This window comes from Streptomyces sp. NPDC057543, assembly GCF_042801895.1.
Lineage (GTDB): Bacteria > Actinomycetota > Actinomycetes > Streptomycetales > Streptomycetaceae > Streptomyces.
Window position 1 is genome coordinate 1 of record NZ_JBHVFF010000049.1, and the last position, 14755, is coordinate 14755.

A 14755-nucleotide genomic window follows, 5' to 3' on the forward strand; every position below is an offset into this window, starting at 1 on the left:
TCAGACTCTTTCGTGTCCGATTCCCGGTCGAAGCGGGGCTGCTTTCCAGTTCTTCGCTTTCGCGTTTCCCTTTCCGGCGAGTCCGACTCTATCAGGCCTTTCCTTTTCCCTTGACCAGCGCCCTGCAGACATGCGGGTGCCGATCCAGGTTAGAGTCGGGGCTTAAAAAGTCGCTGCCGACCCCCGACTCGAAGTCGTGCTGGGGCCAGGCAGGAATACGACAGTACAGGCAGTCGGGAGTCGAGGCAAATCGTTTCCGGTGCCCTTCTAAGGTCGCGAACCGGCAGGACTCGGGCGGAACCGGGACTTCTTATGACTTACTCTGCTGAACAGCACGCCGTCGTCTGCAAGCCGTGACGGCGCCATTCGAGCTCCACCCCTGGGAGGTTCCCCATGACCACTGTGACGTCCCCTCTTGCCGGGCGTGCCATCGGGCTCGCTGCGGTACCGGACCCGGTCTTCTCCGGCGCGATGGTGGGGCCTGGAACCGCCATTGATCCCGAGCGCGAGCCGTCCGAAGCCGTAGCGCCGGTCGACGGCATCGTCGTCTCCCTGCACCCGCACGCGTTCGTCGTCGTGGACGAGCACGGGCACGGAGTGCTCGTCCACCTCGGCATCGACACCGTTCAGCTCAATGGCGAGGGCTTCGAACTGCTCGTGAACAAGGGGGACACGGTCACCCGAGGCCAGGGCATCGTGCGGTGGGACCCTGCGGGCGTCGAGGCCGCCGGTAAGTCCCCCGTGTGCCCGATCGTCGCGCTGGAAGCCACCGCTGACTCCCTCTCCGATCTCCGCGAGGACGGCGACGTGAAGACGGGCGACACGTTGTTCGGCTGGCAGTGAGGGACGCGGCTCGATGACAGCCGACTGCATATCCACCGCGGAGGCATGGACCGCCGCACAACCGGAGACGGGTGCAATGGAGACAACACTGCGAGGCGTCGGTGTGAGCCACGGAGTGGCGATCGGCGAGGTTCGTCATATGGGTACGGCGGTGCTCGAACCGCCGGCCAAGCAGATCCCTGCCGAAGAGGCGGAGCGTGAACAGGGGCGCGCTCGCCAGGCCGTGGAAGCGGTGGCGGCCGATCTGATCGCGCGCGGCAATCTTGCCGGTGGCGAGGCTCAGCATGTGCTCGAGGCCCAGGCCATGATGGCGCAGGACCCCGAGCTGATTGCCGATGTGGAGCGCCGCATTGCCGTCGGCAGCACCGCCGAACGCGGCGTTTATGACGCGTTTGCCGCCTATCGCGCGCTGCTCGCCAACGCCGGCGAGTACCTCGCCGGGCGGGTCGCCGACCTCGACGACGTGCGTAACCGGATCGTGGCTCGCCTGCTCGGAGTGCCGATGCCCGGTGTGCCGGACAGCGACGAGCCCTATGTCCTGATCGCCAGGGACCTGGCGCCGGCCGACACGGCGCTGCTCGACCCTGCGCTGGTGCTCGGCTTCGTGACCGAGGAGGGCGGGCCAACCAGTCACAGCGCGATTCTGGCGCGTGCGCTCGGTGTGCCCGCTGTGGTGGCGCTCCCCGGAGCCGGTGAGCTGGCCGAGGGCACGGTCGTCGCGGTGGACGGCAGCACCGGTGAGATCTTCGTCGAACCCAGCGCCGAGAAGCGTGCCGAGATGGAGCATGCCGCTGCGGCGCGCAAGGCCGCACTGTCCGCTTCGACCGGTCCGGGTGCGACCTCTGACGGTCACAAGGTCCCGCTGCTCGCCAATGTGGGTGGGCCGGGCGATGTGCCGGCTGCCGTCGAGGCCGGTGCGGAGGGCGTGGGGCTGTTCCGTACCGAGTTCCTGTTCCTGGACGACAGCAAGCGGGCGCCGTCCGAGGAGAAGCAGGTCGCGGCGTACCGGGCGGTGCTCGAAGCGTTCCCTGAGGGGCGTGTCGTGGTGCGGGTGCTGGATGCCGGTGCTGACAAGCCGCTCGACTTCCTGACCCCGGCGGACGAGCCCAACCCGGCACTGGGTGTGCGTGGGCTGCGGAGCCTGCTGGATCACCCCGAGGTGCTGCGGACCCAGCTGACCGCGCTGGCGGAGGCGGCCGAAGGTCTGCCCGTCCACCTCGAGGTCATGGCTCCGATGGTGGCGGACCGTGCGGACGCGAAGGCCTTCGCCGATGCGTGCCGTGCGGCCGGGCTGGCGGCGAAGTTCGGCGCGATGGTGGAGATTCCGTCCGCCGCCCTGCGGGCTCGCTCGATCCTGCGCGAGGTCGAGTTCCTTTCGCTGGGCACGAATGACCTGGCGCAGTACACCTTTGCCGCCGACCGTCAGGTGGGTGCGGTGTCGCGGCTGCAGGATCCCTGGCAGCCCGCGCTGCTCGACCTCGTAGCGCTGTCGGCTGAGGCGGCCAGGGCCGAGGGCAAGAGCTGTGGTGTCTGTGGTGAAGCCGCTTCCGATCCATTGCTTGCCTGTGTCCTGACGGGGCTGGGTGTGACGTCGTTGTCGATGGGTGCCGCGTCCATTCCTTATGTCCGCGCCACCCTGGCGAAGTACACGCTCGCGCAGTGCGAGCGGGCCGCTTCCGCCGCACGTGCGGCCGACTCCGCCGAAGAGGCGCGGGTAGCGGCGCAGGCGGTGCTGTCGGGCGAGTAGCCCCGAGGCGTCTTGTGGTGAAGGGGCTCCCTGCCGATGGTGGCAGGGAGCCCCTTCGGCCTGTCAGTGGTGCGACTCCGGTTCGTCCGCGCCGAGGTCGAAGCCCGCGCAGTACTCCACGTGTGACTCCGGGGAGACGGGTTCGCCGGTGTCGGCATCGGTGCAGTAGGCGCTGAAGACCTCGCCGGCGGTGAGCGGGACGAGGCTGCCGCGGGTCAGTCGCCAACCGTGGACCCGGTCCTGGGTGCCGGGGTTGCTTGTTCGGAGTACGACTCCCCCGGGCTTTTCGAGGGCGATGCCGACGGCGAGCACCGTGACGAACTCGGCTCCTTCCGCTGATTCGAGGTGAGTGGGCCCCGTGGTGTCGCGCTCGGTGTGCAGGACGGCGAGCAGGTGCTCGTTCTCGGTGGGGGTACTGCAGACGAGGTGGTGGGTGCCCGGGCCCGCAGTCTCCAGCATGCGCAGCAGGAGGTGGGAGGCCCGGTCGAAGGCGGCGCGGCCGATGTCCTGACCGCAGTCCGCGCAGGCTCCGAGGTCGGCCAGGGTCATCGTGGCGTATTCCCAGGTCGCCCGGCGGATGGCTCGGCTGACCAGGAGCGGGATCAGCGTGTCGAGGGGTTGGCCGCTGTACGCGACGGTGGCGCCGGCCGAGGCGATTTCGGCGGTGAAGCGGCTACGGCTGGCGGGGGCATCGGGAGCGATTCCGGACTCGGTGCAGAACTCCGCGTACTCCTCGGGGTCGAAGAGGGCGACCGTGGCATGCATGCCCTGTGCGGCGAGGGCTTTCAGCAGGCCCTCCACCTGCTGGAGATAGATGGTGTGGTCGTCGAAGGTGAAGGTGCGGTAGCGCCGCATCGCCGCGAAGTCCTGCTCGTCGGCCAGGAGGCCGATGGTGCTGGGTGCTTCGCGGCGCAGCGTGCGTCGCATGGATGTGCCGGACCGGAGGTACCCGCTGGTCCTGCTGGTCTTGTCGTGCTTGGTGTTCCTGGTCTGCGCCATGACTCCCCCAGTGCGCTGTCGATCATTGCTCACTCAGAGTAGTCAAGGGTACTGACAACGCGACCGGTCAGTGACGCTTGCGGGCGAGGTCCTCGTAGAAGCGGAGGAGCTCGAGGTTGTCGATCGAGCCGGGGTTGACCGCCTTGGCCAGGGCTGTGCCTTGCAGGAGGCGCTTGACCGGAACCTCGATGCGCTTACCGGTGAGCGTGTGCGGAATGCCGGGGACCTCGATGATCTCGTCCGGGACATGGCGCGGGGAGAGGTTCTCCCGGATGGTCCGCTTGATGCTGTCGCGCAGGTCGTCGTCGAGCGCGGCGCCGTCGGCGAGGTGGACGAAGAGCGGCATCCAGTAGCCGCCATCGGGTTCCTCGATGCCGATGACGAGGGATTCGCGGATTTCGGGGAGCCGTTCGACGGCTTCGTAGATGTCGGCGGAGCCCATCCGTACACCCTGGCGGTTGAGGGTGGAGTCGGAGCGGCCGTGGATGATGACCGAGCCGTGTTCGGTGATCGTGATCCAGTCGCCGTGGCGCCAGACGCCGGGGTACATGTCGAAGTAGCTGTCGTGGTAGCGGCTTCCGTCGGGGTCGTTCCAGAAGCGGATCGGCATGGAGGGCAGGGGTGCGGTGACGACGAGTTCGCCGACCTCGCCGATGAGGGGCTTGCCGGCGGGGTCCCAGGACTGGAGGTCCGTGCCGAGGCACGGGGCCTGGAGCTCGCCGATGTGAACGGGGAGGGTGGGGACTGCGCCGGCGAAGCAGCTGCAGACGTCGGTGCCGCCGCTGACGGAGGCGATCCACAGGTTGTCGTCCACCTCGTCGTGGAGCCAGCGGAATCCGTCGGGCGGGAGCGGGGAGCCGGTGGTGGCGACGCATTGGACGCGGGAGAGGTCGAAGTCGCGGCCCGGGTGGACGCCGGCCTTGCGGCAGGCCATGACGTAGGCGGCGGAGGTGCCGAAGAGGGTCGCTCCGGTCTGTTCGGCGACGCGCCACTGGGCGCTGACGTCCGGGTAGCCGGGGCTTCCGTCGTACAGCACGAGTGTGGTCCCGGTGAGCAGGCCGGAGACGAGGAAGTTCCACATCATCCAGCCGGTGGAGGTGTACCAGAAGAACCGGTCGTCGGGGCCGAGGTCGCAGTGCAGGCCGATCTGCTTGAAGTGTTCGAGCAGGATGCCGCCCTGGGACTGGACGATCGCCTTGGGGAGTCCGGTGGTGCCGGAGGAATAGAGCACCCACAGCGGATGATCGAAGGGGACCTGTTCGAAGAGGGGCTCGGTGTCGGCGGACGTGAGGGCGGACCAGTCGAGGGTGCCCTCCGGTGCCTCGGTGCCGAGCAGCGGGATGTGGACGACGGCGCGCAGGGTGGGGAGTTCGCGGCGCAGCTCGGCGACCGTGTCGGAGCGGTCGTGTTCCTTGCCGCCGTAGCGGTAGCCGTCGACGGCGAAGAGGACGACGGGTTCGACCTGTTGGAAGCGGTCGAGGACGCTGCGGGCGCCGAAGTCGGGGGCGCAGGAGGTCCAGACGCCGCCGACGGCCGCGGTGGCGAGGAAGGCGATGACCGCCTGGGGGATGTTGGGGACGTAGGCGCTGACGCGGTCGCCCGGTGTGACGCCGAGCGCGCGGAGTTCGGCGGCGAGCGATCCGACCCGGCGGCGGAGTTCGGACCAGGAGATGGGGACCTGGGTGTGGGTCTCGTCGACGTGGATCAGAGCGGGCGCGTCCGCGCGCAGGGGGTCCTCGGCGGTGCGCAGGGCGTGTTCGGCGTAGTTGAGGGTGGCGCCGGGGAACCACTGGGCGCCGGGCATGGTGCGGTCGCCGATGACGGCTTCGTACGGGGTGGAGAACCGTACGTCGAACCAGTCGGCGACGGCCTGCCAGAAGGTGTCGAGCTCGTCGACCGACCAGCGGTGCAGCGCCGGGTAGCCGCCTTCGGCCGGTGCTCCGTACCGCTCTGCCGCCCAGTTCTGGAAGCGGGTGACGGCGGCGGCAGCGATGCGGTCGGGGCCGGGCTGCCAGAGGGGGGCTTCGTTGGCTGCTGCGGTCATGGCGGCTCCCTGACTGTACGGGTACGCGGGGTGGGCGTGGACGCGCGCACACGTGCTGGGGTGTGCGCGTGAGGCGGCTTTTACGGACGATGCCATGTGATCGTCTTTCGCACCAGGGTTCACCACCCATGGTCGCGTGTCCGGACATGTGGTCCGGCCACGGGTGAACGGAAGTTGAACGCGGCCCGCGCCCGCTCTGTCGGGTGGCAGGGTGAGCTGCATGGACGGTCGTGACCTGGTGCGCTCGGTGAAGTTGGTCGGTTCGGTGCGGGGGCTGCGCACGGTGCGCTCCTCCTGGCAGCGCCGGAATGCGGATGCGCGGGCGCTGCCCCGGCGCGGTGCGGAGCGGGCGAGAGTGCCGGGCCTCGTGGTGGGGGCGGAGCCGGGGCCGGGCGGGGGTGTGGTGCGGTTCGCGCGTTCTGAGTTGCGGGTCCGGGTGGCGGTGGGCGGGGCGGTGTTCTGGGGCTGGGACGGGGCGGAGCCGTTGCCGTCCTACGCGCTGGCGGGTGCTGGCCCCGAGCCGGACCCGCGGGCCGGGCTGGAGCCGGACAAGGACGGCGGCTGGCAGGTCGTCTCGGAGCGGCTGACCGTTGCGGTGTCGCGGCACGGGGCCGTGGAATTGCGTACTCCGGGCGGGGTGGTACTCCGGCGCGAGTTGCCGCCGCGCTGGTGGGAGCCGGTCGCGGGTGGTACCGCCCGGTGGGTGCAGCGGTCCGAGGTGCCGGCGGATGCCCGGTTCTTCGGGCTCGGCGGGCGGGCGTCCGGGCCGCGGCTGCGGGACGGTGTGTACCGGCTGTGGAACACGGATCCTGGTGGGAGTTTCGGGCCAGGTGACGATCCGCTGTATCTGACGATGCCGGTGCAGCTGGTGGTCTCCGACGCGGGGACGCATCTGGTGTTCCACGACAACTCCTGGTCGGGGCGAGTGACGCTGCGCGAGGGCGAGGAGGGCGCGGGATCCGGCCATGACCGTCCGGGAATGTGCGAGGTGCGGATGGACGGCGGGCCGCTGCGCTGCTGGGCGATGGCCGGCACTCCGGCACGCGTCCTGCAGAACTGGACGGCGCTGACGGGGGCGCCCGCGCTCCCGCCGTCCTGGGCGCTGGGTCCGCAGCATGCCCGTTGGGGCTTCGGGAGCGAAGGGGAGGTGCGGCGGGTCGTCGCCGGGTACCGGGAGCGGGGACTGCCGCTGTCCGTGCTGCATCTGGACATCGACCACTACGACGCGCACCGGGTGTTCACCGTCGACCGCGAGCGCTTTCCCGATCTGCCGGGACTGGCGAAGGAGCTGCGGGAGGACGGGGTGCGACTGGTGTCGATCGTCGATCCCGCGGTGAAGGCGGAGCCGGGGAACGCGGTGTTCGACTCGGGCAGGGCGGTCGGGGGCGACGGGGCGTTCGTCCGGGACGCAGGGGGGCGGGTGGTGCGCGGGGAGGTGTGGCCGGGTGAGTGCGTGTATCCGGACTTCACCGATCCGCAGGTGCGCGAGTGGTGGGGCGGGTGGTACGAGGAGCGGCTTGCGCAGGGGTTCTCCGGCGTGTGGCACGACATGAACGAGCCGGTGTCGTTCGCGGCATTCGGGGAGCCGACGTTGCCGCGGTCGGCGCGGCACTGTCTGGAGGGCCGCGGGGGTGATCACCGCGAGGCCCACAATGTGTACGGACTCACCATGGCGCGTGCAGGGTACGAAGGGCTGCATCGGCTGCGGGCGGAGGAACGTCCGTTTCTGTTCTCGCGTTCCGGTTGGGCGGGGATGCAGCGGTACGGGGGTACCTGGTCCGGTGATGTGGAGACCAGCTGGCCCGGGCTGCGGGCCTCCCTGGCACTGGTGCTGGGGCTGGGGCTGTGCGGGGTTCCGTATTCGGGCCCGGATGTGGGCGGGTTCGGCGGGTCGCCGTCGCCCGAGCTGTATCTGCGGTGGTTCCAGCTGGGTGCGTATCTGCCGTTGTTCCGTACCCATGCGGCGATCGACGCGGGGCGACGGGAGCCGTGGGAGTTCGGGCCGCGGGTGCTTGAGCATGCGCGGACCGCTTTGGAGGAGCGGGAGCGGCTGCGCCCGTACTTCGTGAGCCTGGCGCAGCTGGCCCGGCTGACGGGTGCGCCGTATGTGCGACCGCTCTGGTGGGGCGCGCCCGGTGAGCGGGCGTTGCGGGACTGCGAGGACGCGTTCCTGCTGGGGGATGCCTTGCTGGTGGCGCCGGTGCTGGAGCGTGGTGCGGACCGTCGGGCGGTGCGGTTGCCGCGGGGGCGTTGGCACGACACGGCGACGGGTGAGGTGTACGAGGGGCCGGGTCAGGTGTTGCTCGACGCTCCGTTGTCGCGGGTGCCGGTGCTGGCGCGGGCGGGTTCGGTACTGCCCGTGCGGGGGGCGGACGGCGGTGTGGAGCTGGAGGTGTGGGCTCCGGCGGCGGGGCGCAGCGGGGGCGGTCTTGTGGTCCGGGACGCGGGTGACGGCTGGGAGCGGGCGGAGGTCGAACGGTATACGTCGCGGCTGGTGGACGGGATGGTTGTGGTGGAGCGGGAGGGTGAGGAGGGGCCGGTGAACGGCCCCGTGCGCGTGCGGGGATTGTAGGACGCTGCGGGGCCTGGCCCGGTCAGTGGTAGCCGCCCTCGAACCACGTGCGGACGGCCCGGGTGTGCAGGGGGAAGGCGAGCTCGGTGGCTGCCCGGAGCAGATGGAAGCCGGAGGTCTCATTGGTTGGCGCGGAGGGCGGGAGCGCGCCTGCGGGGCGTTCGGGGAGCAGGCCGAAGAGGAGCAGGTGGCCGTCCGGGGCGCTGAGGGCGTCGGCGAGGCGGACGTCCTCCTCTTCGGCTTCGATGCCGGTCTCCTCGCGCAGTTCACGTACGACTGCGTGTTTCCAGTCCTCGTCGTGGTCGATGAAGCCGCCTGGGAGGGCGAGACCGCCACGACAGGGCTGGATGGTGCGGGTGATGACGACGAGTCCGGTGCCGTCGGGGTCGGTGACGGGGAGCAGGGCCACGGCGACCGGCAGCGGGTTGCGGTAGGCCGTGTCGCCGCAGACGGCACAGGTGCGGGGCCAGGCGGCGGGGGACGTCGATGCGGCGTACGGTGCTCCGCAGCTGCCGCAGTGGGAGTCCTTCGCCGGCTTCTCGGGGTTGCTCGTGGGTGCGGACACGCGCGGACTGTATCCGATCGCCTGCCAGGCTCTCCGTACTACTGGATTATGTGCTCATGACAGCTCTTGCTTCCGCTTTCCGTGTCCTGGCCGCCGCTGCCGCCGCACTGCTCACCCTCACCGCCACCGCCCCCGTGGCACAGGCGAGGCCCGAGCCGAAGGCTCCCGAGGAGTTCGTCGCGCTGCGCTCGGTGGATCCGACGATCATTCAGGAGATGCGCTACTCCACCGCACACAACTTCATGGGCGTTCCGGTGGACGGATATCGCCAGCCGCTCTGCATCCTGACCCGGCCCGCGGCCCTGGCCCTGCACCGCGCGCAGACCCGGCTGCTGGAGCAGGGCTACTCGCTGAAGGTGTACGACTGCTACCGGCCGCAGCGAGCGGTCAACCACTTCGTGCGGTGGGCGAAGGATCTCGACGACGAGAGGATGAAGGGAGAGTTCTATCCCCGCGTCGACAAGACCCAGCTGTTCGCGGACGGTTACATCGCGGAGAAGTCCGGACACAGCCGCGGCAGCACGGTGGACCTGACGCTGGTGAGACTGCCCGCCACGCCGACCGGGCCGTATCTGCCGGGCCTGCAGCAAGTGCCCTGTTACGCGCCCCAGGCCGAGCGCTTCCCGGACAACTCCGTGGACATGGGGACGGGATACGACTGCTTCGACACGCTCTCCCACACGGATGACCCGCGTATCCAGGGAACCCAGCGCGCCAATCGGCAGTTCCTGAAGAAGACGCTCACCGACGCCGGCTTCGTGAATCTGGCCGAGGAATGGTGGCACTACACCTTCAAGCCCGAGCTGTTCCCGGACACCTTCTTCGACTTCCCGGTGGCCAGGAGGTCCGTCGCGGGGCACTGAGGCCGGTGCTGAGAAAGAGCGGCCGGGACCACCCCCGTGGGTTCCGGCCGCCCGCTCTCCCTCTCGGACGCGGATCGGCCGTTTCCGGTTGCCGCCCGAGCCATTACGGTGCCCGTATGCCACAACAGACATTCGATTCCTACGAAGAGTTCTGGCCCTACTACGTCGCGATGCACTCCAAGGCCGCGACCCGCTGGGTCCATCTGACCGGCTCCCTGACCGGGCTCGCGGTCACCGCGTACGGCCTGGCGCGGGGACGCAAGAGGTACGCGGCCGCGTTGCCGCTGATCGGGTACGGGACCGCCTGGCCCGCGCACTTCCTGATCGAGAAGAACAATCCGGCTACCTTCGGACATCCCGCCTGGTCACTGCGGGGCGACGTACAGATGATCCGGATGATGCTGGCCGGCCGCGACCGGGAGCTGGCGGAGATTGCCGCCAAGTGGCTCGCCGACAACCGCTGACCACTGCTGTCAGCAGCCTTGACGGCCCATCATGCCGGGTGAAAAATCCTTGCTCAGCCACGCAGAGACGCGCGGCCCGTACCCCGGTCGGCGGGGGTGCGGGCCGCGTTGCTGCGCTGTAGTCGCCGTACGGGCCGTTACGTCGTGGCGGGCTCGCGGGGGTGCTCGGCGCGGGCCAGCGCATGCTCGACGACCGTCACCAGAACGTCCCGCGCGGAGGAACGGTCGCGTGCGTCGCACATGACGACCGGGACCCCGGGGTCGAGGTCCAGTGCCGCCTGCACCGTCTCGGTGGCGAACTTGCCCGCCCCCTCGAAGCAGTTGACGGCGACGGCGAACGGAATCGCGCGGCGTTCGAAGTAGTCGACCGCGGCGAAGCAGTCCTGCAGCCGCCGGGTGTCCGCGAGCACGACCGCGCCCAGCGCGCCCTGAGCCAGTTCGTCCCACAGGAACCAGAAACGGTCCTGCCCCGGGGTGCCGAAGAGGTACAGCACCAGGTCCTCGCGGAGGGTGATCCGGCCGAAATCCATGGCCACGGTGGTGGTGGTCTTCGCCTCCACGCCCGCCAGGTCGTCCACCGGACGGCCCGCCTCGCTGAGTCTCTCCTCCGTACGCAGCGGTCTGATCTCGCTGACCGCACCGACCAGAGTCGTCTTGCCCACTCCGAAGCCGCCCGCCACCAGGATTTTCAGGGTAACGGGCTCAACGGGCCGTCTGTTGCGGCTAGAGCGCCCGAAGGCCATTGATCACCTCGCGAAGAATGTTCACGTCCGGCAGCTCTGCCGGCGGAACGGGACGGGTTACGTGCACCAGCTCGTCCTCGACGAGATCCCCGACCAGCACCCGGACCACCCCTACGGGGAGGTCCAGGCCGGCCGCGAGCTCGGCGATCGACTGGGGCATGTCACTGCAGAGTTCGACGATCTCCACATGTTCCGGAGAGAGCGTCTGGTCCCGGCCGGGGTCGTCGGCCGCGGGTTCGGGGACGACGACCGCGATCAGGTCGAGCCGATGACGGGAGGCGCTGCTGGTACGGCCCCGGGTCATCGCGTACGGACGGACCACGGGCCCCGCATCGGCGTCGTACCAGCGCGATGCCTGCGGGTCCGTGGACGTGGCCGGAGGTCTGGAGGAGTCAGCGCTCATACCGTCCACTCACCCCCCGGCGGCCGATCCGGTCGTCCGGGGGGCGTTGGCCAGGTGGGCACCGACGCGCTTGACCATCAGCGTCATCTCGTACGCCACCTGGCCGACGTCGGAGTCGGCATCGGCCAGCACGGCCAGGCAGCTGCCGTCACCGGCCGCCGTGACGAAGAGGAACGCCTCGTCGAGTTCGACGACGGTCTGGCGGACTCTGCCCGCGTCGAAGTGGCGTCCCACTCCCTTGGCGAGGCTGTGGAATCCGGAGGCGACGGCTGCCAGATGTTCACTGTCCTCGCGCGTCAGGCCCTCGGAGGTACCGGTGGCGAGGCCGTCGCTGGAGAGCACCAGCGCCTTGTGGATGCTGGCGACGCGCTCGACGAGTTCGTCGAGCAGCCAGTTCAGCCGGCCGGAGCCCTGGCGTGCGGCGTCGGGTGCTGCGGCGTTCGGTGCGGTCATCGACCGTCCCCTCCCGGAGTGGTTCCTTGTGCTGTGTCACCGGGGCCGGTCACGTCCTCGGCGTTCTGCCGTCGGCCGCGCTGCCAGCCACGTTGGAGTGAAGCCATACGACTGCGTACCTCGTCCGCATCGCGTTCGAAGTCCTGGTCCGCTTCCGAACGGGACGACTCCGCCTCGCGGCCACCGGAGACTTCACGCAGTTGCGGGGCGAGGCTCGCCTGCCGGATGCGTCGGGGCAGGCCGCCCACTGTCTCGGGGGCCGCGCCCGGGGCCGGCGGTGTCGCGGGTTCGTCGAGCGTGGCGGACTCTGCCGCTGGGGCGGGCTCGGTGGGTTTCCGGAAGCCGGTGGGCTCCCCGGGGTCGGTGGGGTTCCGCGGCTCGGTGGGCCCTCCGGTGTCGGCGGCGGAGCGCCACGGGTCGGCGGCCGACGGCCTGATCCCGGCGTCTGGGGCGGAAGCCTCGGGGCCGGGTGAGCTCTCGTGCTCGGCGGTCGTGGGGTGGGCGCGGCCCGCCTCGTCGACCCGGCGGCCGTTGTCGGTGACCAGGGTCGGTGGTTTGCGGCGGGGCAGCGGCAACGGGCCGCCCGGGCGCATCGCCCGTACCCGGGCCTCGGGCCGGCCCGCCTGGTCGGATGCCTGCTGGTGCTGTTCGCGGTCACCGTCGCGCCGGAGGTCGCGGGCCCGGAAGACGCCGCCGCGTTCGCTCTCGGTGTCGTCGATGTCCGACGCACCGCCCAGCAGGGGTTCCAGAAGGGGATCGAGCCCGGGGTCGTTCTCGAAGCCCAGCGCTTCCACGGGTCCTTCGAGCTCCACGGGCCCGTCCAGGAGGGCCGGGTCGATGAGACCGGTGGGAACGGGGGCGAGGCCGGAGGGTCTGCCGGTGGCCCGGCGGTCCGGCACGCCGTCCCTGCGGTCCTTGTCGCTGCCCGGTCCCTGGCCGGCCGCCTTTCCGCCGCTGCCGATCGCCTTCTCGGACCGGCGATCGAGGCGGAATCCGGTGCCATGGGTGTCCGGGGCGTCGGTGAGCAGCGCCGCCGGAATGAAGACGACCGCGGTCGTGCCACCGTACGGAGAGGTCTGCAGCGAGACCCGGACGTTCTGCCGCTGGGCGAGGCGGCTGACCACGAAGAGACCGAGCCGGTCGGTGTCGGAGAGCTCGAACTCGGGGGTTTCGGCGAGCCTCAGGTTGGCGTCGAGGAGGACATCGGGGGCCATGCCGAGGCCCCGGTCGTGGATTTCGAGCGTGAAGCCGTTGGCGACGCGTTCGCCGAGCACCTGCACCGCGGTGTGTGGGGGCGAGAACACGGTGGCGTTCTCCAGGAGTTCTGCGATCAGATGGGTGAGGTCGGCGACGGCGGGGCCGCCCACACCGATGCGGGGCAGTCTGCGGACCTCGATCCGCTCGTAGTCCTCGACCTCGGCGACCGCTGCCCGAACCACGTCCATCAGTTGGATCGGCTTGCGCCACTGACGGGACGGCGCCGCGCCGGAGAGGATCACCAGCCCCTCGGCATGGCGTCGCATGCGAGTGGTGAGGTGGTCGAGGCGGAAGAGGTCCGCGAGTTCATCGGTGTCCTCGGTGCGGCGCTCCATGGTGTCCAGGAGAGTCAGCTGCCGATGCAACAGCACCTGGTTGCGGCGGGCGAGATTGACGAAGACCTCGGACACACCGCGTCGCATGTCCGCCTGCTTGACCGCGGCTTCGACTGCGGCCCGTTGCAGGGTGTTGAGTGCCTGACCGACCTGGCCGATCTCGTCCCGTTCGTACTGGAGGTGCGGTGCCTCGGTCTCGACGTCGACCTGTTCACCGGCAGCGAGGCGGCGCATCACGCTCGGCAGCCGTACGCCGGAAACCTCATGGGCGTCCTTGCGGAGCCGGGAGAGGTCACGGATGAGCTCGCGGCCGATGCGTACGGAGACGAACACCGAGGCGAGCAGGGCGAGGAAGCCGAGGACGCCCGCGATACCGGCCTTGATCAGGACGCTGTAGCCGGCCGGCTTTCCGCGGTCCTGGAAGCGGTTGTTCATCTCGGTGGAGTCGTTGGCCAGCCGGTTCAGGACGGACGGGGCCACCTCCTGCCAGCGCTCGGCGTCGACCGCCCGCGGGTCCTGGGTGGGACCGCCGTTGATGAGCGTGCTCTCGGCGGTGCGCAGCGCTTCGCTGTCCGGGCTCGCCCAGAACTGCTCCACGCGTTGACGCTCCGACAAGGGAAGCATCTCACCATTGATCTCGTAGAGCAGCTTGCGATTGGCCACGAGGTCGGAGATCTGGCGCAGTTCGGAGGCGGTGAGCCGACCGGCGATGAGCGCCGAGGCGACCAGGGCGTCTTCGCGGGAGAGCATTTCGCGGGCTCGTGAGATGCCGACCAGCGCGCGGACCTGCTTGTCCATCGACACGTTCTCCATCGTGCGGAGACCGTTCAGAAAGCGGTAACAGGGGTCTATGAGGCGGTTGTAGAACTCCATCGCCTTCAGCCGGTCGATGGTGCGTTTCTCGACCGAATCGCGGAGCGCGCCAAGACCCTCGACCGTGCTGAGAACCGAGTTCAGCTGTGTTTCGTCCTCGGGCCGCAGTGCGCCGCGAATGTCCTTCTGCCGTGCGCTGTCCTGGACGTACGCCACGACGCGGTCGGTGGCCGCGCGTCGGCGCTGCAGGAGCGGCAGGGCATTGGATGCTCTTGGGTCGGCGAGAAAGACCAGGGTCTGACGGCGCTCGTCCTGAATGGCGCGGACGGTTTCCTCCAGAGGATGGCCGACCTTCTCCACGATGGTGCTCGAGCTCATCAGGTGGCTCGCCTCACGCCCCGTCAGGAAAGTGGCGAATCCCCAGAGTCCGGTGAGGGAGACGAGCGGCACCAGCAGCAGTGCCACGATCTTCCTGCGGATGGACTTCCCGCGAAAGCGCATGGCCTCCCCCAGACCGACCCCTCGGGTCGGGGGTCGTGTTCCGTCAACAAACGGCGTGAGCCTACTACTGACAGCGAGGCAACTCGAAGAGATGTCCGGGACGTTTTTCAGCCTCACTCCTCGGCGTCGATCAGGAGTTGTCCGGGTATTCCG

12 protein-coding genes are annotated in these 14755 nt (G+C 69.8%); 5 read left to right on the forward strand and 7 right to left on the reverse strand.

From position 1 onward, the window contains the following. Positions 1-393: 393 nt before the first annotated feature. The gene (locus ACFU8Q_RS11410) at positions 394-843 is read left to right on the forward strand and encodes a PTS glucose transporter subunit IIA (RefSeq protein ID WP_384451176.1); all 450 of its coding nucleotides are present in this window, start codon (positions 394-396) and stop codon (positions 841-843) included. 76 nt (positions 844-919) lie between these two features. Next, complete coding sequence (ptsP, locus tag ACFU8Q_RS11415; protein WP_384451179.1) at positions 920-2590, forward strand: phosphoenolpyruvate--protein phosphotransferase; 1671 nt, start codon at positions 920-922, stop codon at positions 2588-2590. 63 nt (positions 2591-2653) lie between these two features. Here ptsP and ACFU8Q_RS11420 read toward each other — a convergent pair whose 3' ends face one another. Together ACFU8Q_RS11420 and ACFU8Q_RS11425 are read right to left on the reverse strand one after the other, a co-directional pair. After that, on the reverse strand, positions 2654-3589 hold the full coding sequence (locus tag ACFU8Q_RS11420; protein WP_384451182.1) for a hypothetical protein: 936 nt from the start codon (positions 3587-3589) through the stop codon (positions 2654-2656). Between the two features lie 67 nt (positions 3590-3656). Next, on the reverse strand, positions 3657-5633 hold the full coding sequence (locus tag ACFU8Q_RS11425) for an acetoacetate--CoA ligase (RefSeq protein ID WP_384451184.1): 1977 nt from the start codon (positions 5631-5633) through the stop codon (positions 3657-3659). A 220-nt stretch (positions 5634-5853) separates the two neighbouring features. Between ACFU8Q_RS11425 and ACFU8Q_RS11430 the strand changes: the two genes are divergently transcribed. Beyond that, the gene (locus ACFU8Q_RS11430; protein WP_384451186.1) at positions 5854-8205 is read left to right on the forward strand and encodes a glycoside hydrolase family 31 protein; all 2352 of its coding nucleotides are present in this window, start codon (positions 5854-5856) and stop codon (positions 8203-8205) included. A 22-nt stretch (positions 8206-8227) separates the two neighbouring features. On the opposite strand, the gene ACFU8Q_RS11435 is transcribed toward ACFU8Q_RS11430, so the two are convergent. Beyond that, the gene (locus tag ACFU8Q_RS11435) at positions 8228-8770 is read right to left on the reverse strand and encodes an NUDIX domain-containing protein (RefSeq protein WP_384451189.1); all 543 of its coding nucleotides are present in this window, start codon (positions 8768-8770) and stop codon (positions 8228-8230) included. A 56-nt stretch (positions 8771-8826) separates the two neighbouring features. Between ACFU8Q_RS11435 and ACFU8Q_RS11440 the strand changes: the two genes are divergently transcribed. Both ACFU8Q_RS11440 and ACFU8Q_RS11445 read left to right on the forward strand, forming a co-directional pair. After that, a complete protein-coding gene (locus ACFU8Q_RS11440; protein ID WP_384451191.1) occupies positions 8827-9633 on the forward strand; it encodes a M15 family metallopeptidase in 807 nt (268 codons plus the stop codon). Positions 9634-9749: 116 nt separating this feature from the next. Continuing rightward, on the forward strand, positions 9750-10097 hold the full coding sequence (locus ACFU8Q_RS11445) for an Mpo1-like protein (protein WP_384451194.1): 348 nt from the start codon (positions 9750-9752) through the stop codon (positions 10095-10097). Positions 10098-10234: 137 nt separating this feature from the next. On the opposite strand, the gene ACFU8Q_RS11450 is transcribed toward ACFU8Q_RS11445, so the two are convergent. Genes ACFU8Q_RS11450 through ACFU8Q_RS11465 form a run of 4 tightly spaced genes read right to left on the reverse strand, consistent with a single transcriptional unit; the run spans position 10235 to position 14602 of the window. After that, positions 10235-10840, reverse strand: a complete 606-nt coding sequence (locus ACFU8Q_RS11450; RefSeq protein WP_384451197.1) for an ATP/GTP-binding protein — start codon at positions 10838-10840, stop codon at positions 10235-10237. Next, positions 10821-11243, reverse strand: coding sequence for a DUF742 domain-containing protein (locus ACFU8Q_RS11455; RefSeq protein WP_384451200.1), 423 nt, complete (start codon positions 11241-11243; stop codon positions 10821-10823). The genes ACFU8Q_RS11450 and ACFU8Q_RS11455 overlap by 20 nt, the downstream gene beginning before the upstream one ends. Positions 11244-11252: 9 nt before the next feature. Beyond that, positions 11253-11696, reverse strand: coding sequence for a roadblock/LC7 domain-containing protein (locus ACFU8Q_RS11460; protein WP_384451202.1), 444 nt, complete (start codon positions 11694-11696; stop codon positions 11253-11255). Next, on the reverse strand, positions 11693-14602 hold the full coding sequence (locus tag ACFU8Q_RS11465) for a nitrate- and nitrite sensing domain-containing protein (RefSeq protein WP_384451205.1): 2910 nt from the start codon (positions 14600-14602) through the stop codon (positions 11693-11695). The genes ACFU8Q_RS11460 and ACFU8Q_RS11465 overlap by 4 nt, the downstream gene beginning before the upstream one ends. Between the last annotated feature and the right edge of the window lie 153 nt (positions 14603-14755).

What these genes read in the sequence shown, in the direction of transcription:
- ACFU8Q_RS11445 (WP_384451194.1), top strand. Translation starts at nt 9,750, where the DNA reads ATGCCACAACAGACATTCGATTCCTACGAAGAGTTCTGGCCCTACTAC.
- ACFU8Q_RS11465 (WP_384451205.1), bottom strand. Translation starts at nt 14,602, where the DNA reads ATGCGCTTTCGCGGGAAGTCCATCCGCAGGAAGATCGTGGCACTGCTG.
- ACFU8Q_RS11430 (WP_384451186.1), top strand. Translation starts at nt 5,854, where the DNA reads ATGGACGGTCGTGACCTGGTGCGCTCGGTGAAGTTGGTCGGTTCGGTG.
- ACFU8Q_RS11450 (WP_384451197.1), bottom strand. Translation starts at nt 10,840, where the DNA reads ATGGCCTTCGGGCGCTCTAGCCGCAACAGACGGCCCGTTGAGCCCGTT.
- ptsP (WP_384451179.1), top strand. Translation starts at nt 920, where the DNA reads ATGGAGACAACACTGCGAGGCGTCGGTGTGAGCCACGGAGTGGCGATC.
- ACFU8Q_RS11440 (WP_384451191.1), top strand. Translation starts at nt 8,827, where the DNA reads ATGACAGCTCTTGCTTCCGCTTTCCGTGTCCTGGCCGCCGCTGCCGCC.
- ACFU8Q_RS11425 (WP_384451184.1), bottom strand. Translation starts at nt 5,633, where the DNA reads ATGACCGCAGCAGCCAACGAAGCCCCCCTCTGGCAGCCCGGCCCCGAC.
- ACFU8Q_RS11410 (WP_384451176.1), top strand. Translation starts at nt 394, where the DNA reads ATGACCACTGTGACGTCCCCTCTTGCCGGGCGTGCCATCGGGCTCGCT.
- ACFU8Q_RS11455 (WP_384451200.1), bottom strand. Translation starts at nt 11,243, where the DNA reads ATGAGCGCTGACTCCTCCAGACCTCCGGCCACGTCCACGGACCCGCAG.
- ACFU8Q_RS11420 (WP_384451182.1), bottom strand. Translation starts at nt 3,589, where the DNA reads ATGGCGCAGACCAGGAACACCAAGCACGACAAGACCAGCAGGACCAGC.
- ACFU8Q_RS11460 (WP_384451202.1), bottom strand. Translation starts at nt 11,696, where the DNA reads ATGACCGCACCGAACGCCGCAGCACCCGACGCCGCACGCCAGGGCTCC.